Below are 22,961 nucleotides of genomic sequence, written 5' to 3' on the forward strand. Positions count from 1 at the left end.
CCCTACGACGGCAAGCTCTTCAGAGAGACACTAAAGCACTTCTACTCCGTTAAAAAGGCCTATGAGAATGGAAAACCTCCTGAGGGCTGGAAAAGTTACGCCTGTAAGTTCTGCCCTTATAGGTACCTCTGCTATCCGGGTGAGGAGTAGCCAGCTCCGATTAATCCTCTGGCCTTTCATCCATAAATCGAAGGATACGACCTGTCGGGCCATTAATGGGCAGAATCGTCAAGCATTACTTAATACCATAATCCAACTGAGGAATTAGAAAGAACCCAGCAAAGGGTGTGAAATCGAGAATTGGAATGGAAGAAAGAGAATCAGACGTGTCTGGCGTAGAGGGTCTTCCTGCCCTCGGCCTTGGCCCTCTTAACTGCCTTCTCGACGAGGGCCTTGATTTCCTCCTCAAGGGCGTCGTAGAACTCAGGGCTAACCCTCATCTCGGGGTCAATACTCTTGACGAGCTCCTTAACCTTGGACTTAACTATCAGCTCGGCCATTTTACACACCTCCTTGTTGGCCTTTGAGGCCGTTCTTAGTTTGCCGTTCCCCTTTATAACCTTTCTCCTCGGAGAGTGTTCCATAGCGGGGAAAAGATTAAATTAACTCGAGGTTACCTACCATGAGGTGAGGGGATGAAAAGGCTCGCCCTAATCGACGGCGAGCACTATCCGCCGGTTACACGCTGGGCCATAAAGAAGCTCGGCAACGTATGCTGTGCAGTCTTTCTCGGGGGTAGTGAAAAGATAGGCTCGCTCGGACGACTTGAGCGAGAGTTAGGGGTTAGGCTCTACCTCGACCGGGATCCGTTGAAGGCCCTTGAACTGGCTCTTCGGGAGAATGATGTTGATGAAGTCGTTGATTTGAGTGACGAGCCCGTTGCTGACTATAAACTGAGGTTTAGGATAGCGTCCCTATGCATAAGATACGGCGTGGTTTACAGGGGAGCGGACTTCGAGTTCAGGCCCGGGGGACTGATAAAGCCATCAAAGCCCACTATAAGCGTTCTCGGCCTCGGAAAGCGCGTCGGAAAGACCACCATAGGGAGCTTTGTTGCGAGGGTTCTAAAGGAGAGATACCGCCCCGTCGTGGTTACGATGGGCAGGGGCGGTCCTGAAAAGCCCGAGCTGGTAGACGGTGAAAGCGAAGAGCTGACACCGGAAAACCTCCTCAGGCTGGCGGAGATGGGCAAGCACGCCGCCTCCGACCACTACGAGGATGCCCTCGTTGCTGGGGTCACGACCATTGGTTGCCGTCGCTGTGGCGGGGGTATGGCCGGCTTTCCCTTCTTCCACGTCTTTCACAGTGGGATAAAACTCGCCGAGAAACTTCCCCACAATATCATAATCGCCGAGGGAAGCGGGGCAACGATTCCACCGGTTTTGGCGGACGGCTACATCACAGTTCTGAGCGCACTCCAGGGGGAGGAAAGCGTTGGGGGCTTTTTCGGGCCCTTCCGGATTGGGTTAGCCGACATAGTGGTAGTCACGATGGCCGACTTAAACCCCGAACAGGCAGAAGTTTTCAGGGACTTAGCTGAAAGAATCAACCCGAAGGCTGACGTGCACCTTGTTGCCTTTAAACCCCGTCCCCTTGGGGAAGTTTCGGGGAAGAGGGTTGCCCTCTTTATGACTTCCAACCGGGCGCTTGACGGTGCTAGGGAGAAAGTTGAGGGTCTGGGAGCAGAGGTGGTATTTACCAGCGGAAACCTCGCCAATAGGATGGTTCTTTCAAAGGAACTCGCGGAGCTCGATGGGGTTTCATTGGATGCAGTCCTCGTTGAGCTCAAGGCGGCGGCCGTTGATACCGTGACGCGGTGGGCCCTCGAAAGGGGGTTGGAGGTAATATACCTCGCCAACGAGCCCGTAAACGTTGATGGAAAGAGCCTGAGGGATGCCGTTTTGAGCCTAGCGGAAAGGGTGATGGGCAAATGATAATAGTCACCGACCCCGAGCGGAGGATTCAGTTGCCCTTCTCAAGGGGAATACTCACGCGCTCGATTACACTGGCCGGAGTTGACGTTGGCATAGCCTACATAATAGCTAGCGAGGTCCAGAGGGAGCTCGTTGAGAGGAGGAAACGCGTTGTAAGCACGGAAGAGATAAGGGAGCTCACATACCGGAAGCTCCTAGAGCACGGGCTCAAAAAGGAGGCAGAGCGCTACCTCTTCTGGCGCGAGTTCAGGAGGAAGAAAATACCCCTAGTCGTGCTCCTTGGAGGAGTTACCGGCGTTGGGAAGTCCACGATAGCGACGGAACTGGCCTTCAGGCTCTCCATAAGAACTATAATCGGAACTGACACTGTCAGGGAGGTGATGAGGAAGATAATAGCGAGAGAGCTCCTCCCGGATTTGCACGCGTCGTCCTTTCTAGCGTGGCGCGAGCTGAAGGCCAACAGTCTCATCGAGGGTTTTGAGAGCCAGGTAAGACACGTCTCGGTGGGTGTCAAGGCCGTTCTCGACAGGGTTCAGCGCGAGGGCATGAACGCGATAATCGAGGGAATCCACCTCGTCCCGGGCTTCGTTGAGACGGGCCAGAACGCATTCATGTATATCCTGACCGTAAGCGACAGAAAAGCCCTCGAGGCCCACTTCTACGAGCGCTCTCGCTACAGTAAGAGGCCGGCCGATTACTACATAGAGCACATCGACGAAATCCTCTGGCTTCAGGATTATATAATCAGAAAAGCCAAAGAACAAGGGGTCAAAGTAATAGAGAACATCGAGCTCGAAAGGACTGTAAACGAGATAATGGAGGACCTCATGAAGCGCCTGCGCGAGGGCCTTTGAACTTCCAGACGCCGAGAAGTCTTCTGCTCCCCCACGTTGCCTGAACCTCGAAAGCTATGACCATGCAGGGGTAGATGTCTATCACGTTGAAGCTGTTGCCGAAGGAGTTCCTGTGGAGCTCCCAGCTGACGGAACCGGCGTTTATAATAACGGTGTTCTCGACCTTAACGGCAAAGGCGTTACCCCCATGACCCGTTAAGACGAGCTCGGTTCCCCTCTCGGTCAGGAGCTTGAGCACGTCTCCAGCGTCCTCAAGAAAACCACGCTCCCTGCTCCTTGGAATCGGGACGACGTTGTGGTGCATGAAGACCACCCTGAACTTCTCGGACTCGTCGAGCTGTTTCGCGAGCTTCCTCTGGCCGAACCTTCCAACCACGCCTATCTCGGTTTCGTACTGTGGCGTCGAGACCGGAATGAATGTGAAGCCGTCGAGGGACATCTCTTCCGGCTCGCCGAAGTACTCCGGGAAGAGCTCGTAGCCAAGGTAGGTCATGTCGCTGTGGCCCGGAACCACGAGCTTGGGAACCTCAATCCTCTCCCAGAAGGTCAAGGCGCGCTCGAAGTTCCTCTCAATTCCCATGTCAACGACGTCTCCGTTGTGGATTACAATATCTGGTCTCAGCTTCTCTTTTATCAGGTTTACCACGTTTTCAAGGACTTTTTTCCTGAAGTAAACCCTATCCGAGACCTTGCTCTCGCTGAGCTGGACTATCCTAAGAAGCCTCTTTCCTCTCGGAACGAAGAGCTTCGGCCTAACCGCTCTGTGCTCCGCTCTAACTTCCTCACCTGTAACGCGCCTTATCGTTACCTCAACCCGTCCGTCGTCATGGATTGTGACGATGTTGTAGCTGTTAACATCACCGCGCCTCGTCTTCCGGCAGGATGCACAGCCCGCGTTGTCAACGACCAAATCTTCAACGCGGTAGACATTGGGAACGTGCTTGTGACCGCAGAGGTACAGCGTCACGTCGTTCCTGAGGAGCAAATCGAGGACGTCTCCAGCGTTAAACAGAACGTTTCTCTCCCTGCCAGTGTTGGGGAGCGGAACGAGGTGGTGATGGGCTGAGACTATCTTTACCTTCCTGTCGGAATACTCCTCAAGCTTTCTCTTCAGCCAGCGGAACTTGTGTTTTCCAATCCTGCCGTCGCTTAAATCCGGAATCGTGGAGTCTACCCAGATGAGAACACCGTCCTTGAACTCGTAAACGCCGTTGAGGGACCCTATGAAGGTCTCGAAGAGGTCGTAACCAACGTTTCTTACGTCGTGGTTGCCGGGAACAACGATGAGGGGCTTCTGAATCTTTCTGAGCTCGTATTCAGCCCTCTCGTACTCCTCCCTGAGGCCGTTGTTGGTCACATCACCTGTGTGCACGACGAAGTCGAAGTTGAGCCTGTTGATTTCGTTCGCTATTAAATCGTAGGCGTAGCCCTTGTAGGCGCTCTCGCCGGTTATGTGGGTGTCGCTTATGTGGGCAATCCTTATCATGGCCATCACTCCGCCGCTATGGCCGTTTCGAGCTTCCTCCTGCTTGCTGTTAATAGGTCACTGAGACTGAATATCCCGACTATCCTCCTATTCTCGCTGACGAGCATGTGCTTTATCCCCTTCTTGGCCATTATGTTGAGGACCTCGCGGAGAGGGGTGTTGGCATCAACTGTCACGAGCTCCCGAGTCATTATCTCCCTGACCGGGGTCGTGTTGGGCTTTCCGGGAATTACGACACGCCTTATGACATCCGTTTTTGTAAAGAAGCCAACGACCTCGTTTTCCTCCACCACGACGAGCGAACCTATGTCGAACTCCATCATTATCTCACAGGCCCTCTTAACGGTGTCCTCCGGTGAGACACCAATCAGCTTCCTCGTCATGTAAACCCTAATCGGGGCGTTCTCGTCCATGTCACCACCCCGGGGAGAGGCGTTCGACTTTATCCGCATCAATCAGGTACGTGCTTCCGTTTGAAATCGTCTTCCAGTCCGCCCTGTGGTAGAGCTCAAGCGTGGAACTCGCAACGGCGAAGACCTCGCCGTCAAGCTCAATAAGCCTCGCGTAGTCCCTGTGAAGGGGATTTTCCCAGTATTCTTCCGTCATGTAAGCCGTCACGAAGGCTTTCCAGCTTCCATCTGGAAGGAGAAAGAGGGTCGCGGTGTTGAAGGTTGTCCTTGTAAGCGATACTCCCCGGGAGTAGTGCCTCAAAAGTTCTTCCCTCTCGGGCCTTTCTAGGGCCCTGCAGAGATAAGCGGAAAAAACGTAGCTGTCCGAGACCTCTCTGAGGTCGTTCTCGTCGAAGCCCGCCAGTTCTATTACCTTTTCCTTGTCGAGGTCACCGTTGTGAAGGAACCAAAAGGAAAAGCCCCTCCTCGTTGAGAAGGCAAAAGGCTGGACGTTGAAGAGACCGAGCGAGCCCTGGGAAGACGCCCTCGCGTGGGCGAGAAGAACTGCTTCCTCACCCCCCTCCAGGAGGCCTAGAAGTTTTGAGAATCCTTCTCCGTCTTCAAAGACGGCCTTTGATGAGCGGTAGTGATAAACCACGCCGTTCCTCAGGAGGACGTAGCCCCAGCCGTCCGCGTGTTGTCTTTTACCGCTTCTTCTGGCCCTGTAGGGGTCGTTCTCGGCGGACTTCCTGAAGGCCTCGGTTAAAGACCCAATCTTCTCCCCTGGCCCCCTCGCAAAGAGTATTCTGCACACGGTTTCCACCTTATGTGTCTAAGCCATCAAACCCCAAAAGCTTTTAGGTGCCCCGACGAAAGAGAGGCGGTGGGTTGATGGAGCGCGCGGTTCTCAACGTCATGTCCCGCATCAGCCAGCACAGGAACCTCTACGAGAGGAACGAGGAGGCGGTAAAGCAACACCTCATAGGCGAGATTATGATTGCTCTCGGATGGGACTGGAGCAACCCTGAGGAGGTAAGGCCTGAAGAGAGGACAGAGGATGGAAGGGCCGACTACGCGCTCCTCCTTAACGGGGAGATTGTCGCTTTTCTTGAGGCAAAAAACCTCTCGGTGAACGTCATAAAGCGGGACGAACCCCTCAGACAGCTCGCCCGCTACTGTTTCAGCAGGGGGGTTAAGTACGGAATCCTCACCAACGGTGCCAAGTGGGTCGTCATCAAGGCCTTCGCTGAGGGAACTTCCCTCAGGGATAGAGTCCTCTTCACGGTAGATTTGGAGGAGGAACCCCTTGAGCGGGTTCTCGTCAAGCTCTCGCTCCTCTCAAAGGAGCGCATAAGGAAGCTGGAGCGACTCGCGACTCTTCTCAGTGCCCTTGAGATTGCCCACAAGAGCCTGCTCAACGAGGGTTTTGATGAAGAGTCCCTGCTGGACTACCTCCGGTCAAGGAGCGGGTCCTCGATAGTGCCCGTGGATAAACTGTCCGGCGTCGAGGTTCCAAGGGCCCTCTACGTTTATGAGAACGGCTGGAAGCCAATCCCCCTCGGCGATAAGAGTCTCAGAGGAGTTCTTATGGCTGTTCTCGACTACCTTGAGGGAAGGTCAAGTGGCGATAAGAGAGATGAAGTTAGAAAGGCCAGAAAACTGCTCTCAAGAATGAAACTGCCCCCCGAAAAGGTGGTTCTACTCCTCAGGGAGATAGAGAGGGGCGAGGGAATAAGGATTGGGGTGGAGATATAGCTCATCCAATGATTTCCTCCGCTATTCTCTCGGCGATTTCCTTCAGGGCTTTGCTTGCCAGACTTTTGGGGAAGGCCTCCACAACAGGCTTGAGCATGGACATGCTCTTTGGAATGGCCCTGTCGTAGGGGACCTCGCCTATTATCGGTATCCCCTCGCCCTCAGCCCACTCCCATAAAGCGGTAAAGCCGGGGTTAAGGTCTGCCTTGTTGATTATCAGGTAGGCCGGCTGTCTGAAGTGCTGGACGACCTTGTAGGCGCGCTGGACGTCGCTTAGGGAAGCGGGCGTCGGTTCTGCAATCAGTATGGTCAAGTCGGCCCCCCCTATGCTCGCTATCACCTGACAGCCGATTCCCGCGGCACTGTCAACAATCATGTGCTCCAGGTTGAGCTCCTCCATGATTTTCTTGGCCCACTCCTTTTCCTCAGTGACAAGCTTACCGCTCTCCGGCCTTCCAACGTCGAGCTGGGCCGAGATAATCGGGAAGCCATACTTGGTGGTTGCCTTTCTAATGACACCTGAGCGTGCCTGTTCAAGGGTTATCGTTCCCGGAACGGGGCAGACTAATCCACAGACGTTGCAACCCTCACAGGTGAGCTCGTTGACGACGTAGTTACCCTCATTGTCTATGTAAATGCTCTCGTACGGACAGCGCTCCATACAGATTCCACAGCGGACGCAGGTTTCGGTGTTTATCCTGGCAACCTTTGCACCTATGTGCTCTTTCTCTTCTTCCCACTCCTCAACACCAAGTAGCAGGCCGAGGTTAGGAGCCTCAGCATCGGCATCAACCGCGATAAGCCTGTATCTGTCCTTCAGGAAGTAGAGGAGGGAAGCCGTTATCGTGCTCTTTCCAACACCGCCCTTACCGCTCGCTATCGCTATCTGCATCACTCACCACCCCCGAGAAAGCCGGCAACCTTCTCGGCCATTTCGCTGAAGATTTTCGCCTCGGGAACGTCTTCAAGGACAACGGGCCTTCCGGAGACGTAGCTCCTGACGATGTTCTCGCTGTAGGGTATCTCAGCTATAACCTCGGCCCCGTATTTTTCCGCTAGCTCCCTGACCCTTCCCGTATCGCCCAAATCAGCCCTATTGATGACCACCCATGTCTTTAGGTTCATCAGTTTTCCGAGCTTGAGAATGAGCTCTGTATCGTGAATTCCGAGGGGGGTCGGTTCGGTAACCGCTATTAAAAGTCCCGAGCCCTCAATGGCCTTCGAGACGGTGTTACCTGTTCCAGCGGCTGTGTCAACCATGAGGAGCTCGTAGTCTAGACCTTTCGCACGTCTCTTTGTTTCAACGACTAGGGGCATCGAGCGTTCCTCTCCTTCCTTTAGCTTTCCGGTAACGAGTGTGAAGCCGTAAGGAGTTTCGGTCACGTATGTGTGGCCTATGACACGGAAAGCCTCTTGAATTGCCCCCGGAACCGGGCAGACTATCTCACAGGCCCGGCAGCCGGAACAGAGGTTAGGCATCAAAAACGGCGTTCCGTCTTTCAGCGTTATTATAGCGTGCTCCTCACAGACCTCGGCACACTTTCGGCACTTGATACACTTGGAGTAGTCGAACTTCGGCATGAACTGATTAACGGGTCTCTCGTTTGAGAGCTCAACGCCAAGGAGCAGGTGGTCGTTTGGAGCTTCAACATCTAAATCTGCTAAAACCATCTTGAAACGCTTTGCCAGCTCAACGGCGAGGTTAATCGCGACGGTTGATTTTCCCGTTCCTCCTTTTCCACCGCTCACTGCTATCTGCACGTTCTCACCCCCGGAAATTAGGGTAGCCGAATTCCTTTTAAACTTTGTGCATAATCACGAAAGTCGCGAAAAGTTTTTATTAACTCAAAGTTATTAAAGCTTGGTGATGAGCATGGAGCTGGCGAAAATCGAAAGAAAGAAAGCCGAACTCTACAGGGCGTTAATACCGCTCGTTCCGAGGGACTTTAAGGACGACCTCAAACTGCTCGCGAGTCACTCCGAGAGGAACGCAAGACTGCTCGAGAAGGTTAAGGTGCCCGAGGAAACGAGGGGATTAAAAGAAGTCGAGGTTGCCCTCGAGTTTCTGAAGAAGGCACTCACGAACCCCGAGTCAAGGGTCGAGGACTACTACAGATACGCCATAGATGCCGAGGAAGCAACCGCTAGGCTTTACTCGGAGCTCAGCATGAAAGCTAAATCGGAGAGAACCAGAAGGCTCTTCCGCTGGCTGGCCGAGATAAACAGGGAACATGCAGAAATACTGAGGAGACACCTTGAGATGTGGGAGTTCATGCAGGAGCAGGTCGAGGAGGAAGAAATCCCCGAGGACCTGCTCGAGCAGTGGTTCGAGGACATAGACCTGTAGTTAGGTTCCCCTAAATCTTTTTAAAATCCCCTTCAGAGGTTTTAACGGTGGTTGGTATGAGATGCCTGAAGGTTGCCTTTGGAATGGAGGACGATGAGCATCTCATAGATGCCCATTACGGTGACTCGGAGTTCTTTGCAATCTATGAGGTTTGTGAAAACGGGAGCGTTAAACTCCTGGAAAAGAGGCCGAACAAAGCCAAAGACTTTGAAGAGGAGCACGATGAAGGCCACGGTGACCCGAGGAAGTTCAAAGCCGTGGTGAGCCAGCTTTTGGATGTTGATGTTCTAGCAGCTTTCAGAATGGGGCCGAACTTTTTGAGAATCCGGGACAAGACCAACAAGGTGGCCTTCTTTACAAGGACAAGAGACCTAAAGCTCGCCCTCCAGCGCGTCCTTGAGAACTTCGATGAACTCTGGGAGCAGGTGCAGGAGAAGAAGAGGGCCATTGAAAAGCCTATCCTTGAGGAGTGAGCATGAAATTTTGGGGAATTGAACCGAAGGTCGGGCTTGTCTCGGGTTCATACGCCCTTCTAGCCTTTTATCTTAACGCGAGGTCTGGCAGGGGCTTATCTTTCCCCCTCTTCGGACTCTCCCTTCTTGTTCTCGGAGTGGTCCTCTGGTTTGTCTGCTACCTTCAGGTTTCAAGGGCTTACTCGCGAGGAGAGCTCTTGACTAAGGGCTGTTACTCGAGAGTTAGACACCCGATATACTCCATCTGGGGCTTTCTAATCATTCCGGGCTTTTCCCTTGTCGTCGGCGGTTTCATGCTCCTACTCCCTGCAATCTACTGGCTCTCGGTTTTAGCTTTTATAGGCGAGGAGGAAAAGGTTCTCGAAAGGAGGTTCGGTGATGAGTGGAGGAGATACGCGGATAGAACGCCCCGTTTCGTCCCAAGGCCTTGAACTCCTTCCGGTTCATCTCTACGTTTTGGCCCATCTCAGAAAGGCGGGCGTTGACTACGCTAAGATGATGGCGAAGATGAGCGAGCTTCCTCTTTCTCTCATCGAGGACACGATAAAGGACCTAATGGAAACTGGGTTGGTAGAGCGGGACTCTGGAAGCGCGATAAAGAGGAGTAAGGCGAGGTTTAAGAAGGCCTTTGAGGTTCACAAGCACCATACCTACTACCGTCTCTCGCGCGAGGGAGAGCTTTTCGTGCGCTCCATTGACGAGAAGTGGCTGGAAAGCTATTTCAACTCGCTTTTTCCAGATGGGTGGAAGGTGGTCTTGGCCCTAACTAAGGCCAAAGGCTTCAACCAGCTTCCGAAGGAGTTAAGAAACGATAGAATCAGGGAGGAACTCGTTCTTCACCGCTTCATAACACCAAACGGGCGAAAGACGACGTTTTTCAAACTGCTGGCTGAATTCTTAGGGATTACAACTCGATGATTGTTCCAGTTTTCACTTCCACAAACTTCCTTGGATAGTTTTTCCGCATGTAAACCTTCGCCTCATCGCCGGAACAGTGCGCTGGGGCTATGAATTCGGTCATTCTGGTGAGTTTATCAAGGGTTCTCCGTGAAGGATAATGGAAGCCGCCGATGACGAGATGGGCTTTCTCATAGCCCGAAACATCTAAGAGGGTCTCGGTGAGCCTGTCAACGCCCGGATGGGAACAGCCCACAATGATTACCAATCCGGAAGGAGTTTCAATCGCAATGGCGTGCTCAAAACCGTTCAGCGCTCCAGAAGTCCAGACCCCCTCGGCTATCTCCCCAGCATCAATGACTTCGAAAACGGTCAGCCCCTCTATCGTTCCACCCGGCGGTGCGTAGAGCCTCAGACCCGGATTAAGCTGGGCAATTAGGGGAAAGCCACCATAGTGGTCATAATGCCAGTGGCTTAAAACTGCAAAGTCTAGGTTTCTCAGTGAAGTCCCCAGAACCTTCGAGTTGTGGGCTAAAACTTCTCCCCTCGTGTCGGCATCGAAGAGGAAGCGGTAGTTTCCTTCGGCAAGGACGCTCCAGCCCCAGTCGTTGATGAGACCCTTTGCCCGGGTGTTGTCGTTGAGGACTGTCAGCCTCATCGAGGGTTCTTGTCCGCAGGGGATATAACCTTTCCGTTAAACGCTTTCGTTTGCTGAAAGGTTATTAAGGTGAGGAGATATTTTACCCCGGTGATAGCATGGGAGCGGAGGAACACAAGAGGAAAGCCCCCAAAAAGTTCAAATTCGCGGTCATAACGGTTAGCGATACCGCAAGCAGGGGAGAAAAGGAAGACAAAAGCGGGAAGTTCCTTGTTGAGGAGCTTGAAAAGGCCGGACACGAGAGGGTTCTTTACAAGATAGTGCCCGACGAGAAGATGGCCATAATTGGAGCAATCGTAGATGCCTTCAATAGGGGAGCTGAGGTTGTTGTTACCTCTGGAGGAACCGGAATAGCTAGCAGGGACGTTACGATAGAGAGCGTTAGGCCACTTTTCGATAAAGAACTGACGGGCTTCGGGGAGATTTTCAGACTAATGAGCTACGAAGAGATAGGGACCTCTGCCATCATGACGAGGGCAACCGCCGGGATAATCAGAAGCTCAGGCAGGGCAATGGCCGTCTTCTGCCTGCCAGGAAGCCTTGGAGCGGCTAAGACCGGGGTGGGGATTATCCTCAACGAGGCTGGCCACGTCCTAAAGCACGGGAGGGAGTGAAATGAAAGAGTTCAAGCGCCTCACGCCTTACAGGGAAGCCCTGAATTTGCTGTTAAAGGATTTGACCGAGATTAGCGAGTTTGAAGAAGTCCCCCTGGATGATGCCCTTGGACGGGTTCTTGCAGAGGACATAGTCTCGCCAATAGACAGCCCGCCCTTCAACAGGTCGGCCGTTGACGGCTACGCCCTTCGCGCGGAGGACACGTTTCCAGCCAGGGAATACAACCCGGTCGAGCTTAAGGTAATAGATGAGATTACTGCCGGTGAAGAGAGTGGCGCTAAGGTCGAGTCCGGAACGGCGGTAAAGCTCATGACGGGCTCGAAGATACCAGAGGGTGCCAACGCCGTTCTCATGCAGGAGATGGCCGAGCGTGAAGGAAACGTTATAAAGGTCCTTCGCCCCATTGCGCCAGGCCAGAATGTTGCCTTCGCCGGAGAAGACGTTAAGAAGGGGGAGGTAATCCTTAGAAGGGGACATGTTCTAAGGCCCCAGGATTTGGCCCTGCTCAAGAGTGTGGGCTTCAGAAGGGTGAAAGTTAAGAGAAAGCCCCGCGTTGGGATAATCATCACAGGAAGTGAGCTCATAGAAGAATTCAACGAAGAGGCGCTGAAGTCGGGCAAAATCCTTGAGAGCAACTCCATAATGCTTAAGGGTCTTGTGAAGCAATACTTCGGCGAACCCCTCCTTTACGGTGTCGTTCCGGACGATGAAGACCCGATACGGGAAGCAATCGAGAGGGCCAAGATGGAAAACGACCTCGTCCTCGTTACGGGCGGTTCCGCCTTCGGCGACAGGGACTTTGCCCACCGCTTTGTCAGGTTGCTCTTCCACGGGACTACCATAAAGCCCGGAAGGCCAATAGGCTACGGTGAGGGAGTCTTCATAATGAGCGGTTACCCCGTGGCCGTCTTCGCCCAGTTCCACCTCTATGTCAAGCACGCTTTGACCAAGCTCGTCGGTGCTAAAAACTATGGGGCTCGCGTTAGGGCGAAGCTAACCGACAGGGTACCGAGCCAGCTTGGGAGATATGAGTTCGTCAAGGTCTGGTACGAGAACGGTGCGGCGAGACCCATTAAGAAAAAGGGAAGCGGAATAATAAGTTCACTTGTGGAGAGCAACGGCTACATAGAAATTCCAGAGGACAGTGAAGGTTACCTTGAGGGAGAAGAGGTTTGGGTGACCCTATACTAAAAGTCTCCTACCAACGCCCCGCTGTCTGGAATCTTTATAATCTCTCTAACATCCTCTGGAAGTTCATCAATAATTTTCAATTCCTTTTGGACAATTTCTTGAATTATCTCCATTGTCTCACGCTTTCTCTGTTCTAACACATCATAGACTGGATTATCTTTAAGCCAAGGTATAATTTCTTTAACATCCTGCTTTGGAGAGTTAATAAGACCACTCTCTGTCATAGCATAGCATTACCCATTATATTCTTTGGGTTAATAATCTTTTCTATTCTCCCGTTGGCACAACCATGGAATGTAACTAAGTGGAACGTTAAGATGAAAATCGAAGAACAATGTCGCCCGCCCGTAACTCCCGCCATCATCTCAGCCAGACGGCAGAATCAGCGGGCTAACCCAGGCGGGCGAGAAGTGTGCCCGGTCTGGGTTTCCCGCGGTCATTGCGCTCCGTAACGCGGAAGGCCCTCCCGCGGGGACCTCGCTGAGACCGGGCTGTAGCCCCCGCATCGCCCCCCGGTTCATTCTCCCCGGGGTCCTCGCGCGGGGGCATTTTTAGTTTGAAACCGCGGTTTATAAAACCTCACTCTAAGAGTTTTCTAAGCTGGTTGAAGAGGCGTTCCTCAATGCTATTTTTGTCTATAACCAATATCAGAGTTCCGCCCTTCACCATGACGATGTCTCTGAGCTTGGATAGAAACTTCATGATAGAGTCCCATGAGTTGTACATGCTCAGGTATTCAAGGCAGTCAATTATTACCACACCTGGAATGCCCCTTCTTGAAGTTTCCTCAAGGTACTGAAAGGCTATCTCCGTCATCTTCGCTAGGTCCGTGGGGTTCAGAGTTCCTGATATGTTCTCCTTCCTGAAAGGAACGGCGGTTACAAAGTACGTTTTCCATCCCTTCCCAGCATACTTCAAATCCCTGAGAAACGCGAGAACAGGGGCATTTTCGAGTTTCTGCAACAGGGACTGGAATTCCTTTGGGCTGACTATAATCGTACCGTGGTGTATTTTGGGCGCTTTGATTTCCCCACTTCCTTCCAAGAACTCCCTTGTGGAAGTCAGTCTGTACATTGAGTAGGCCATTGAAATTGTAAGAATCGTTGAAAGGGTGAATCCTATTGGCAGGTACCATATATAGAGCCCAAAAATGGCTGCAGGTATTAGATGAAGACCAAAAAGGACAATACTCCAGTAGAGAATCCTCGCCGGCCGTTTGTATATTTCCTCAATCGGCCTAAGTAAAAGCCCGCTCGCGAAGACGAATGCCCCGCTCACGCCTAAAGAAACTCCAGCCGTCAGGGCCCAGTCAGGATTTTCTGTGAGTCTGTAAACCAAGTAAACGAAGCAGTAGAATGTTGGAGCTATAATTCCCATGTTCTTCAAGGTGGAATGGGGGATTGGAATTGACTCCTCCTCAAGAAGCTTTGTAGAGCCTACAAATATAAGGGCGGCGAAAACTGTGAGGGAGAGTTCGGCTACTCCGAGAAGGACCTGATTCTGGGAGGCTGATAGAACCACCATGACGAAGTCAGCAAGCCACGCCACTGAAAAGAACAGCGCGGATTTCCGCCTGTGTCTGAGGTAAATCCTCATTATCAGGGCGAAGGCCGTTAAGTCTGCCAGCATAACTAGGCTTCCGCTTACGAGGGGGATTATGTCATGTGGTTCCATGGACAAACCTCCTGGGGTTGGAAAACCCATCCCATCTGAAGAGTCCGCGGGGGGCTACCCTCGTTGCCGTTTCATTTTCAACCTTAATCACCAACACCTCTGGTCGGGCAACTACAACGGCGAGCTTTCCTCTCTCATTGTAGTCAACCACGCGGTAACCTTCCTCGGTCTTCTCAACCGGGAAGATGAGCGTAAAGGGCCAGTTGGGGTAGTAGGCTATCTCCTCACCCTTTGGAACCCCCACAAGGTCCCCAAAGAGATAATAGCCGTAGAGGGGAATCGTCCTGGCGTTTGGGAACTTCTCCTCGACGTTTCTAAGGAAGGCGACGTCTGTTCCCACTCCGCTCAGGATAACAGCCTCGATGTTATTAGATGCACTCTCAAAGAGGTTTACGAGAGGCGGTGCCGTTCTCGCGAGGTTTATGGTGTCTCTTTTCAAAACACGCTCCGTGTACTTGACGAGGGGATTAAGAATGTGGAGAACCTCTTCAACTCCCTTCTCCTTTAGAATCCTCTTCAAACCGTCTGTTTCCATGCCTATGAAGTAAAGGTAACCTTCGTAACTCCAGACGAGCTCGCTTATCTCATCCTGATACCATCCATAGGGTCCATGAGCCAGTGCGCGCATCTTTCCCGGGGGAAACAGCTCATCGAGACCGTATATTTCATCGAGGGAACGCCTGAGATAGGCAACGAGGTAGTCAACGTAATCCTTGTCCCAGTGGCCGATTGCCCTCTCGCGGGTCGTTCCAGACGATTGATAAAACCTTATTTTTCCCTGGTAGCCTTCGGGCAGGAACTCGACCCAGTTAGCACGGAGGTAGTCTTCATCAACGGAAAGTCCAGCGTTGAGGAGGTTTTCTACGGTCTCTGCAACAGTATCCCCAATAAGGTTATTGACATCGTTTGAAAACCTTCTCCAGTAGGGAGTACGCTTGAAGTGAAATCCAATTATCCTGTTGAGGTATTCAAGGACGTCGTCTTCCCCGACTTTAAGGGGTTCTTCAATTAAATCCTCTGGTACATTATCATACGTCATGGTCTGTAATTGTCCGTAAGGGAATATAAGCCTTTCTTAAACTACTTTTTATATCCTGGTTGCATACGAAACCCATAGAGTTAAATAAAATTGTCCCCAATTCCCGTTGGTGAGACCATGAGTGTGGTAATCTACAGGAAGCCCCTGATTAAGGGGTTCAAATACACAGTGGAAAAGGCCGTGGAAACGACACCCTTCTGGGCGGAAAAGTTCGGGGGTGTTGAAATCGAGGGTTTAACTCCCGAAGGGCTGGCAAAATTAACCAGAAAGGTCACAATAAAGCCTCATGACCTGTATAACAGGGAGAAGGTCTGGCCAAATTACATCATGGAGGGGAGGATTTTCCACGCGGTAATGAGAACCAGCGGAACGACGGGCAGGCCAAAGAGAATACCCTTCACAATGGATGACAAGAAACGAACCGCCCGCCAGATGAGGCCATGGATAGAGGAATACTTTGAGAAAGGGGAAAGGGTTGCATCCTTCTTCCCGCCATTGCCGTCATCCTCCGGAAACTTCGCCCTCAGCGGGCTTGAGCTCAACGGCGCGGGGGTTGCCTACTTCCAGGTCCCGATAACCTACCTCCAGAACCGCGAGCTACTCCTGAGGGAGCTCGAAGATATAAAGCCAACCTCAATATGGGCTTTAACCGCTACCGCTTACAACCTTGGGCTTACCCTTCCCGAGAAGCTCAGGGAGGACATAAAGACAATAGTCGTCGGCGGTGAAACCCTCACGCCGGAGCTGGCAAAGGTCACACTTGAGCTCTTCCCGAACGCGGTAATAATAGACAACTTTGGCTCAACTGAAGACGATGTAACTGGATTCCGCATCGTTACTGGAAAGGGTGCCAGCCCTTTCCGCTTTGAGGAGTCCATACTCGTGCTTGAGGAGACGGGTGATGATGACTACCCCGAGTACAAGAGGCTCTACATCACGAAGGTCATGCGCGAGGGAGAACTTACGGGTTTGCCCCTCTTCAACTACGACATAGGCGACCTTGCGAGGCTTGAAAATGGGGAAGTCGTCAGTATAATCCGTGTGAAGGACGTTGTTGTTCTCTCCGGTGCAAAGCTCCACATTGACCAAGTTATGGACATTGTTTACGGACACCCCTCACTTAAGGACTTTGTAATCCTATACTACCCTCTCAGCCCTGAGAATCCAAAGCCAAAGGCAATCATAAGGGTTGCCTACGAGGGAGAAAAACCATCGGGTATAGAGGACGAAGTCAGGGAGCTCATCTACGAGGCCAACAACCCCGTTCGTTACGAGGTGGAGGAGGCCAAAACATCGGAGCTGATAATAGAGGCTGTGCCCCTTGAAAAACTGCGGGAGGGCCTTCCCACAAAACCGGGCAAGACCAAGAGAATATACGTTGCTGGAAGGGACTTCTGATTTTTCCATTTTTAACTCCCTTGTCATAATGCCGAAAAGTTATTTAAGGCTTTTCTCAGATTTCCAGCCGGTGGTGGGTATGGGAAAGGCCAAGATTATCCACGACGGAATCCACGGAAGCATGAAAGTCACCGGCGTAATCCTCGACCTCGTTAAAACCCCTGAGTTCCAGAGGCTTAGGCACATTAGACAGCTCGGCTTGGCGTACCTCGTTTATCCCGGGGCCAACCATTCGCGCTTCGAGCACTCCCTCGGAACGTGGCACATAGCAAAGCGCCTTGCAGATGAAGTTGGCCTGAAAGAAGAGGAAAGCCTTCTCCTTCAGGTTGGTGCCCTTCTCCACGACATCGGCCACGGCCCACTGAGCCACACATTTGAGGGAATCTACCGACACTATGTCAAAGAGCGGGACCACATGCGTCTCGGTCAGGACATCATAATGGGCAGGATAAACATAACAGGTGAGGACGACGGGGGCAGGATTCCGGAGATACTTGAGAGTTACGGCATGGGGCCTGAGGAAGTGGCCAACCTAATCCTCGGAAAATCTGAGAAGCCCTACCTCGGCCAGATGCTCCACGGCGGTGTTGACGTTGACCAGCTTGACTACCTAATCAGGGACGCCCACTACACCGGCGTCGCCCACGGAATAATCGACCTCGAGAGGCTCCTTAAGGTTCTTGAGATACACAAAAACGAGCTCGTAGTTGATGAGAAGGGCGTTGAGGCCGTTGAGGGAATGATGGTGGCGCGCTCTCTGATGTATTCGCGCGTTTACTTCCATCACACTGTCAAGATAGCCGAGGGAATGCTAACGAGGGCCCTTGAGTTCGCACTGGAAGAGGGTCACCTGTGGGACTTCTGGAAGATGACGGACTGCAGGGTTCTAGTTGAGCTTGAGGATCTTGAGGGCCTTCCTGCCGAGCTGACGAGGAAAGTCCTCCACAGGAAGCTCTACAAGGCTGCTGTCCTGGCAAGTGCCGAGGAACTCACCCCCGAGGAAAAGCGGGAACTGCTGAGTGCCTACAAAAACGTAAAGAGAAGGCAGGAACTTGAGAGGGCTTTGGCTGAAAGCGTTGGCGCAAACGAAGGTGAAGTTATCCTAGAGTTCAGCATAGCGGATTTAATGCTTAGCGAGCCGAGGCTCAAGGAAACGGGGATAAAGGTTCTCCTCGAAAACGGCGAAGTTCAGCCTCTCTCAAAAGTGACTCCCCTTGCAAACGCATTGAAGAGGCGTCAGACCCCAAGATGGACCGTTTTAATAGCCTCTCCGGAGAAGTACGTCGAAAAGCTCCGTGAGGGCTGGAAGAAAGTCCTCTTCAGCTGAAAAGCTTTGCCTTTATCTCCTTTTTGAGTTCCTCAATCATCTCTATGAGCTCGTCTGCGTCTTTAACTTCCTTAAGGCTCTCCTTCGGAATGAGGGGCACCTCCTTAACGACCTCAGTCTTGGTCTTTTCGAGGATAAAAACGCCGTCGGAGTTAATTATCTTTCCAACCTCCGCAACCATCTCAACCCTCTTGAGGGTGGAGCGTGTCTTCTTCTCGTCTATGCCGGTGAGGATTCTAAATTCCTCCCCCTTCGAGACCGCGTTGAAGGGCGCTTTCTTAACCTTCACAAGGCCGAGGCCGAGGTGCTTCAACCTCTCAAAAACCTCCTTTTCCAGCGGGCTTTCCGGTTTAACGTCGAGTTTTGCCTCGACATTTGCGTTGAGTACGTCAATCGGCTCCGCGAGGGGTTCGTCAAAGAGCTCTTCAAGTCTAATAGCCACATCGAGGGAAACCGCCTGCTCGCCCCTCTCGTAGTTCAAGAGCGTTTTCCTGGAAACCCCGAGCAGTCCGGCCAGCTCGTTGATTGAATAGCCGTGCCTCTCCCTGAGCTCTTTCAAAAGTTGGCCGTTTATCCTGACGTAGAGTCCCCCGCGCTCCGCAAAGATTGCCGGGAGCTCATTTTTCATGAAAACATCGTAGAGGGTCTCCGGTCTAAGGGCATAGATTCCAAAGCGCTCATAGACAACACCCTCCTCAAGTTCGGCGTTTTTTGAGCGGAGACCAACAATGAGGGGCGAAGCGTTGAAGAACTTGGCGAGCCTCTTTAAATCTTCGGCCTGTTCCTCGGTGACCGTGTCTATGTTAGAGACGACCTTGATGAAGAGAAGGAGGACTAATCTGCTTGCGACTATGTCAAAGCATGAGCCCCTGAACTCAAGGCGGGCCGTTTTGTAACCGGCACTCCTCAGTATTGCCTCGACGGTTTTAATCAGTTTCTCCCTCACCATTGGGTTTAAATACTCATAACCGCTTAATAAAGTTAAGGTGCTTTTTCATGAGGCCCCTCATCCTGAAGGGTACCCTAGTTTCCCTTGCCGTTCCTATAAGGGAGGACCTTAAAAAGGCGTGGCTCTGGTACAACGACCGCCAGGTAAGGCTCTTTCTGACAAACCCGGATGGAATCTTGTTCCTTGAGGATGAAGCTGAGTGGTATGAAAGGCTTAGACGCGAAAAAGAACGCAACAGGGTCTTCGCAATCATTGAAAACGCAACATCATCGCTTGTCGGCTTTCTCGGCCTCCACAAAATAAACCACCTCGATGGAAACGCAGAGTTGGGCTATACTATAGCTAGAGAACATTGGGGAAGAGGTTACGCCACAGAGGCTGTCAGGCTGGCTTTAATCTATGCCTTCGAGTGGCTCAACCTCAGAAAGGTCTACGCAAGGGTTTATGAGCCAAACGTCGCCTCGATTAGGGTCCTCAAAAAGAACGGCTTCGAACCTGTTGGAAGGCTGAGAAAACACCACTACGTCCCGGGATATGGCTTCGTTGACGAGCTGATTTTTGAGAGGTTTAGAGAAGAATAGGGGAAAGAAGCTCACTCGAGCTTCTTGTAGCAGAACCACCAGTCGTAGCACTCGATTTCGCCCTTGGCCTTTGCTTCCTCGCGCTGCTTGACCTCCTCGATAGTGCTGGCCGGTGGGACGATGACTTTGTCACCGATGAGCTCGTTCTCGGGCCACTTGTGTGGCAGAGCGACACCCTTCTCATCACTTATCTTAAGGGCCTTGACGAGCCTGAGTATCTCGTCCCAGTCCCTGCCGACCTCGGCCGGGTAGTAGACGATGGCCCTTATGATACCCTTGTCGTCAACTATGAAGACAGCCCTAGCGGTAATGGTGGCGCCGCTCGGAATCATGCCGAGCTTGTCGGCGAGCTCACCGCGGTCGTCGGCTATAACTGGGAACTCAATCTCGACACCGAGGTTCTCCTTTATCCACTCCATCCACTTGATGTGGCTGAAGACCTGGTCAACGCTCAGTCCAATCGGCTCAACGCCGAGCTCCCTGAACTTGTCAAGCCTCTTCTGCATGGCATAGAACTCGGTTGTACAGACCGGGGTGAAGTCAGCCGGGTGGCTGAAGAGTATGAACCACTTGCCCTTCTCAGCGAAGTAGTCGGGGAGCTTTATCACTCCGTGGGTGGTCTTGACCTCAACCTCTGGGAACTTTTCTCCTATGACGACCATTTTTCATCACCTCTTCTTTTTTTGTGTCGTCTTCACTAAAATATGGTTAGGTTCGAATATATAAACCTTTCGGTTCGTTTTTCACAACAAAACTCGACGAATATGCAATCAAGCTATGGAGTCTTTGACGGGGAATATAAAACCGTGCACAACTGGTCGTCATTGTGGAAAAAGTCCCATTCCAGCTTTGTCAGAAAGTAGACAGAAGAACTATAATTTTGCCTCAAACTTTTTTCACATCAACCCATGTTGAATGATATGCGGAAGCGTTGCCATAGTTTTGGACGGTCTCGTCAGCCGTCAGAAAGTTGACATTCCAGCCGAGCAGGGACACCCAGAATGCCTTGTACAGCAGGACAACTCCTCTGGGCACATCTTCGCTTACTTTTGCTCTCGTCCTGACCTTTCCATGGTCGTTAAAGACTTCCACCTCGTCCCCCTCTTTAATCGCCCTTTCCTTGGCATCGGCCGGGCTGATGTAAAGGTGGGAGTCTATCATTCCATAGGTGTTGTGGTACTGGCTCGTAATCGTCATTCTGTAGGTGGGTGTGAGAAGCCTGAGGGGATATTTTCCGCTGAATCGCCTGTATCTCGGAAACAGACTTAGGCCCCTTTCAACGGCCCTCTGGGAGGAAAACTCGATTTTTCCGCTCGGAGTCTCCCACTTCCTCGGCCTTTTCGACACTTTGATGAAACCTTTCCTCCTTAACTCTTCCCAGCTTAGGCCGTTCAGCTCAAGGATTTTTCTTATAACCTCCTCATCGTTCTCATACAGGTAGGGATTTTTAATGCCCAACGCCCTCGCAAGCAGTCTCGTAACCTCGCTGTTGCTCTTCCCATGAAGCTTTGCGATGGGTTCGTTTAAAGCCACGTAGCGGTGGTAGTAGCTGTCGGCTATGTCCAGCCTCTCAAAGAAAGTGTTGGCAGGAAGAACAATGTCAGAGTATAGTGCCGTATCTGTCAGAAAGATGTCATGTGTGACGACGAAGACGTCGCTTTCAAGCAACGCTCTCCTCAGCCTTCTCTGGTTCGGTAGGCTCGCGAGGGGGTTTGAGTTGTATACATAAAGGAACTTAACCTCTCCCTTTTCGATGTATTCGGCAAGCTTCATCTGGGGGATTCTCTTCGCTGGCTTCGTCCTCAGGAATACCCCTTCCGCGTAGCTCTTGTCTATAGTTTTCATGTCGTAGATGAAACCGAAACGGTGACCGACTATAGCAGGGAGCATCGCTATGGCCCTGACTGCTTCACCCCCAGCTAAAGAACGCTGAAAGCCGTAGCCGATATGTATTACGCCCCTCTTTTCGGCGTATTCCCTGGCAAAGGTCTCTATCTCCTCAACGCTCAGGCCCGTCTCTTTACTTACATAATCAAGCGATAATGTTTTTACATAATTCTTGAATTCCTCAAAACCATAAACGTTCTCGCGGACAAAGGCTCTGTCGTAAAGTTCTTCTTTGATTATCACCTTGGCAACTCCCAAAGCGAGGAGAACGTCAGTATCGGGCCTTATCTGAAAGAACCTGTCGCTTCTCTTTGCGGTCTCGGTTCTAACCACGTCAACGGTCCATATTTCAAGACCTTTTCTCCTGGCCAGCATGAAACCGTGAAGGTTCGTCCAGAAGGCGTTTATCCCCCAGTAGACGATTAGCCTCTGATTTTTGAGCTCCTCTGGGTCGAGACCAACCGCCGTCCCGTAAACGTCCTTCAGCGCCTCCTGTCCGGCCCTGTCGCAGATTCCGTAATCAAGCATGGACGCGTTTAGATAGTGGAAGAGCCTGAGCGGAAAGGCGTAGTTCACAACACCCCTGTCGCCTGCGTATTGATAAACGAGAACGCTCTCGCTCCCATGCCTTTCAATTACATCCCTCAGCTTCCTAGCAACGAGGTCTATCGCCTCTTTCCAGCTTGCTTTTTTGAACTTTCCGCTTCCCCTCTCACCGGTTCGGATTAACGGTTTCCTTAGTCTGTCTTTTGAGTGGAACCACTTCGGGAGAAGGGCGCCCTTTGGACAAAGGAAGCCCGCGGTTATAGGGTGTTCGGGGTTACCCCTAACAATAAGCTTGCCGTTCTTCAGCTCGCTCACCATCGAGCAGGTATCGTAACAGTCGCGCATGCAGACGGAGAACATGGGCATCACAGTGAGAGTTTGACCCTGAGGGCAACCTCCCTCTCAATGAGAACCCTTCCTATCTCCTCTGGGAGAACGGCCATGTCCCACGCCTTAAAGGGCCCGTATTCTCTCATGTCCGGCCCGAGAATCGTAGGTAAATCGATGGTTATTATGTATGCTTCCTTGGGGGTTATCACATCCCGTGTCTTCTCCCCGGTATTCTCGGTTGCCGTGAGTTCTTTTTCGACTTCGATTTCGTCAACTTCCGGCAGTTCCTCCCTCTCAACGAAGGCCCTGAGGATTTTGAAAATCCTGAACTCCTCGGCGGTCATCTCGGTTGGCCTTCCTTCAACGGCGAGGTCTACTATCTTATGGAGGCGGAGCTTGATTATCTCCTTCACAAGCTCCTCGGCAATCCGGAGCTGGGCTAAGTAAAGTCTCTCCTCAACGTTTTCCCCCCTCTCACGGGAGCTTTCGGCGCTCAGTTTGAGGGCCTTGATTAGGCTATCGAACTCGCGGTAGAAGTCGCCGTCAAGTTCCGTTAACTCCACGCTGGAGAGCTCCTGCTCAAGCAACTCCCTGAGCTTGACGATGTCCATGGAACCACCTCGTAGAAAAG

General features: G+C 52.0%; 26 protein-coding genes and 1 pseudogene. 13 read left to right on the plus strand and 14 right to left on the minus strand.

The window, feature by feature from the left end; translation table 11 throughout:
* Positions 1 to 150, plus strand: a pseudogene (locus F7B33_RS06930) (CRISPR-associated protein Cas4); the annotation flags it as partial.
* 170 nt (positions 151 to 320) lie between these two features.
* Here F7B33_RS06930 and F7B33_RS06935 read toward each other — a convergent pair.
* Complete coding sequence (locus F7B33_RS06935) at positions 321 to 500, minus strand: histone-like protein (protein ID WP_297064127.1); 180 nt, start codon at positions 498 to 500, stop codon at positions 321 to 323.
* Between the two features lie 135 nt (positions 501 to 635).
* Between F7B33_RS06935 and F7B33_RS06940 the strand changes: the two genes are divergently transcribed.
* Positions 636 to 1,934 (plus strand): 2,3-diphosphoglycerate synthetase, encoded by a 1,299-nt coding sequence (locus F7B33_RS06940; protein WP_297073934.1) that lies wholly within the window; start codon positions 636 to 638, stop codon positions 1,932 to 1,934.
* The gene (locus tag F7B33_RS06945) at positions 1,931 to 2,788 is read left to right on the plus strand and encodes a 2-phosphoglycerate kinase (RefSeq protein ID WP_297064122.1); all 858 of its coding nucleotides are present in this window, start codon (positions 1,931 to 1,933) and stop codon (positions 2,786 to 2,788) included. Before F7B33_RS06940 ends, F7B33_RS06945 begins: the two co-directional genes overlap by 4 nt.
* Here the strand turns inward: F7B33_RS06945 and F7B33_RS06950 are convergent.
* From F7B33_RS06950 to F7B33_RS06960, 3 genes are read right to left on the minus strand one after another with little or no spacing between them, the layout of a single operon-like run.
* Positions 2,760 to 4,274 (minus strand): metallophosphoesterase, encoded by a 1,515-nt coding sequence (locus F7B33_RS06950; protein WP_297064135.1) that lies wholly within the window; start codon positions 4,272 to 4,274, stop codon positions 2,760 to 2,762. The two genes, F7B33_RS06945 and F7B33_RS06950, sit on opposite strands and share 29 nt — an antisense overlap.
* Before the next feature lie 5 nt (positions 4,275 to 4,279).
* Positions 4,280 to 4,687, minus strand: a complete 408-nt coding sequence (locus tag F7B33_RS06955; protein ID WP_297073936.1) for a CBS domain-containing protein — start codon at positions 4,685 to 4,687, stop codon at positions 4,280 to 4,282.
* 1 nt (position 4,688) lies between these two features.
* Entirely contained in the window at positions 4,689 to 5,477 is a 789-nt protein-coding gene (locus F7B33_RS06960) for a class II glutamine amidotransferase (protein WP_297063127.1), read from the minus strand.
* Positions 5,478 to 5,554: 77 nt separating this feature from the next.
* Here F7B33_RS06960 and F7B33_RS06965 point away from each other — a divergent pair, with 77 nt between their 5' ends.
* Positions 5,555 to 6,418, plus strand: coding sequence for a type I restriction endonuclease (locus F7B33_RS06965; protein ID WP_297073937.1), 864 nt, complete (start codon positions 5,555 to 5,557; stop codon positions 6,416 to 6,418).
* A 1-nt stretch (position 6,419) separates the two neighbouring features.
* Here the strand turns inward: F7B33_RS06965 and F7B33_RS06970 are convergent, their stop codons facing one another.
* Positions 6,420 to 7,310 (minus strand): ATP-binding protein, encoded by an 891-nt coding sequence (locus F7B33_RS06970; RefSeq protein ID WP_297073938.1) that lies wholly within the window; start codon positions 7,308 to 7,310, stop codon positions 6,420 to 6,422.
* Complete coding sequence (locus F7B33_RS06975) at positions 7,310 to 8,179, minus strand: ATP-binding protein (RefSeq protein ID WP_297063121.1); 870 nt, start codon at positions 8,177 to 8,179, stop codon at positions 7,310 to 7,312. The genes F7B33_RS06970 and F7B33_RS06975 overlap by 1 nt, the downstream gene beginning before the upstream one ends.
* Positions 8,180 to 8,285: 106 nt before the next feature.
* Between F7B33_RS06975 and F7B33_RS06980 the strand changes: the two genes are divergently transcribed.
* The 4 genes from F7B33_RS06980 to F7B33_RS06995 are packed head-to-tail and all read left to right on the plus strand — an operon-like array spanning position 8,286 to position 10,156.
* Positions 8,286 to 8,765 (plus strand): ferritin family protein, encoded by a 480-nt coding sequence (locus F7B33_RS06980; RefSeq protein WP_297063134.1) that lies wholly within the window; start codon positions 8,286 to 8,288, stop codon positions 8,763 to 8,765.
* A gap of 56 nt (positions 8,766 to 8,821) precedes the next feature.
* Positions 8,822 to 9,238: a NifB/NifX family molybdenum-iron cluster-binding protein gene (locus F7B33_RS06985; protein ID WP_297063132.1), complete on the plus strand. Its 417-nt coding sequence runs from the start codon at positions 8,822 to 8,824 to the stop codon at positions 9,236 to 9,238.
* Between the two features lie 2 nt (positions 9,239 to 9,240).
* The gene (locus F7B33_RS06990) at positions 9,241 to 9,669 is read left to right on the plus strand and encodes an isoprenylcysteine carboxylmethyltransferase family protein (RefSeq protein WP_297063119.1); all 429 of its coding nucleotides are present in this window, start codon (positions 9,241 to 9,243) and stop codon (positions 9,667 to 9,669) included.
* The gene (locus F7B33_RS06995) at positions 9,617 to 10,156 is read left to right on the plus strand and encodes a DUF2250 domain-containing protein (RefSeq protein ID WP_297063117.1); all 540 of its coding nucleotides are present in this window, start codon (positions 9,617 to 9,619) and stop codon (positions 10,154 to 10,156) included. Before F7B33_RS06990 ends, F7B33_RS06995 begins: the two co-directional genes overlap by 53 nt.
* Here the strand turns inward: F7B33_RS06995 and F7B33_RS07000 are convergent.
* Entirely contained in the window at positions 10,143 to 10,793 is a 651-nt protein-coding gene (locus F7B33_RS07000; RefSeq protein ID WP_297073939.1) for an MBL fold metallo-hydrolase, read from the minus strand. The two genes, F7B33_RS06995 and F7B33_RS07000, sit on opposite strands and share 14 nt — an antisense overlap.
* A gap of 98 nt (positions 10,794 to 10,891) precedes the next feature.
* Here F7B33_RS07000 and F7B33_RS07005 point away from each other — a divergent pair, with 98 nt between their 5' ends.
* Complete coding sequence (locus tag F7B33_RS07005) at positions 10,892 to 11,407, plus strand: MogA/MoaB family molybdenum cofactor biosynthesis protein (RefSeq protein ID WP_297063113.1); 516 nt, start codon at positions 10,892 to 10,894, stop codon at positions 11,405 to 11,407.
* A gap of 1 nt (position 11,408) precedes the next feature.
* Positions 11,409 to 12,599, plus strand: coding sequence for a gephyrin-like molybdotransferase Glp (glp, locus tag F7B33_RS07010; RefSeq protein WP_297073940.1), 1,191 nt, complete (start codon positions 11,409 to 11,411; stop codon positions 12,597 to 12,599).
* On the opposite strand, the gene F7B33_RS07015 is transcribed toward glp, so the two are convergent.
* The 3 genes from F7B33_RS07015 to F7B33_RS07025 all read right to left on the minus strand — a co-directional run bounded on the left by F7B33_RS07015 (position 12,596) and on the right by F7B33_RS07025 (position 15,312).
* The gene (locus F7B33_RS07015; RefSeq protein ID WP_297063108.1) at positions 12,596 to 12,823 is read right to left on the minus strand and encodes a hypothetical protein; all 228 of its coding nucleotides are present in this window, start codon (positions 12,821 to 12,823) and stop codon (positions 12,596 to 12,598) included. The two genes, glp and F7B33_RS07015, sit on opposite strands and share 4 nt — an antisense overlap.
* A gap of 355 nt (positions 12,824 to 13,178) precedes the next feature.
* Positions 13,179 to 14,273 carry a DUF835 domain-containing protein gene (locus F7B33_RS07020; RefSeq protein ID WP_297073941.1) on the minus strand — a complete coding sequence of 365 codons (1,095 nt, stop codon included), beginning with the start codon at positions 14,271 to 14,273 and terminating at the stop codon, positions 13,179 to 13,181.
* Positions 14,260 to 15,312: a hypothetical protein gene (locus F7B33_RS07025; protein ID WP_297073943.1), complete on the minus strand. Its 1,053-nt coding sequence runs from the start codon at positions 15,310 to 15,312 to the stop codon at positions 14,260 to 14,262. The genes F7B33_RS07020 and F7B33_RS07025 overlap by 14 nt, the downstream gene beginning before the upstream one ends.
* 117 nt (positions 15,313 to 15,429) lie before the next feature.
* Between F7B33_RS07025 and F7B33_RS07030 the strand changes: the two genes are divergently transcribed.
* On the plus strand, positions 15,430 to 16,710 hold the full coding sequence (locus F7B33_RS07030; RefSeq protein WP_297073944.1) for an AMP-binding protein: 1,281 nt from the start codon (positions 15,430 to 15,432) through the stop codon (positions 16,708 to 16,710).
* Between the two features lie 79 nt (positions 16,711 to 16,789).
* Positions 16,790 to 18,037, plus strand: a complete 1,248-nt coding sequence (locus F7B33_RS07035) for an HD domain-containing protein (protein ID WP_297063130.1) — start codon at positions 16,790 to 16,792, stop codon at positions 18,035 to 18,037.
* Here F7B33_RS07035 and F7B33_RS07040 read toward each other — a convergent pair.
* Complete coding sequence (locus F7B33_RS07040; RefSeq protein WP_297063100.1) at positions 18,030 to 18,986, minus strand: transcriptional regulator; 957 nt, start codon at positions 18,984 to 18,986, stop codon at positions 18,030 to 18,032. The two genes, F7B33_RS07035 and F7B33_RS07040, sit on opposite strands and share 8 nt — an antisense overlap.
* Before the next feature lie 47 nt (positions 18,987 to 19,033).
* Between F7B33_RS07040 and F7B33_RS07045 the strand changes: the two genes are divergently transcribed.
* The gene (locus F7B33_RS07045) at positions 19,034 to 19,567 is read left to right on the plus strand and encodes a GNAT family protein (RefSeq protein WP_297063097.1); all 534 of its coding nucleotides are present in this window, start codon (positions 19,034 to 19,036) and stop codon (positions 19,565 to 19,567) included.
* Positions 19,568 to 19,578: 11 nt separating this feature from the next.
* Here F7B33_RS07045 and F7B33_RS07050 read toward each other — a convergent pair whose 3' ends face one another.
* The 3 genes from F7B33_RS07050 to F7B33_RS07060 all read right to left on the minus strand — a co-directional run bounded on the left by F7B33_RS07050 (position 19,579) and on the right by F7B33_RS07060 (position 22,941).
* Positions 19,579 to 20,229 (minus strand): peroxiredoxin, encoded by a 651-nt coding sequence (locus F7B33_RS07050; RefSeq protein WP_297063095.1) that lies wholly within the window; start codon positions 20,227 to 20,229, stop codon positions 19,579 to 19,581.
* A gap of 223 nt (positions 20,230 to 20,452) precedes the next feature.
* Entirely contained in the window at positions 20,453 to 22,366 is a 1,914-nt protein-coding gene (locus F7B33_RS07055) for a molybdopterin-dependent oxidoreductase (RefSeq protein WP_297073945.1), read from the minus strand.
* Positions 22,366 to 22,941, minus strand: coding sequence for a hypothetical protein (locus tag F7B33_RS07060; protein WP_297073947.1), 576 nt, complete (start codon positions 22,939 to 22,941; stop codon positions 22,366 to 22,368). Before F7B33_RS07060 ends, F7B33_RS07055 begins: the two co-directional genes overlap by 1 nt.
* Positions 22,942 to 22,961 lie beyond the last annotated feature (20 nt).

The sequence above is a fragment of the Thermococcus sp. genome, assembly GCF_015523185.1.
Lineage (GTDB): Archaea > Methanobacteriota_B > Thermococci > Thermococcales > Thermococcaceae > Thermococcus.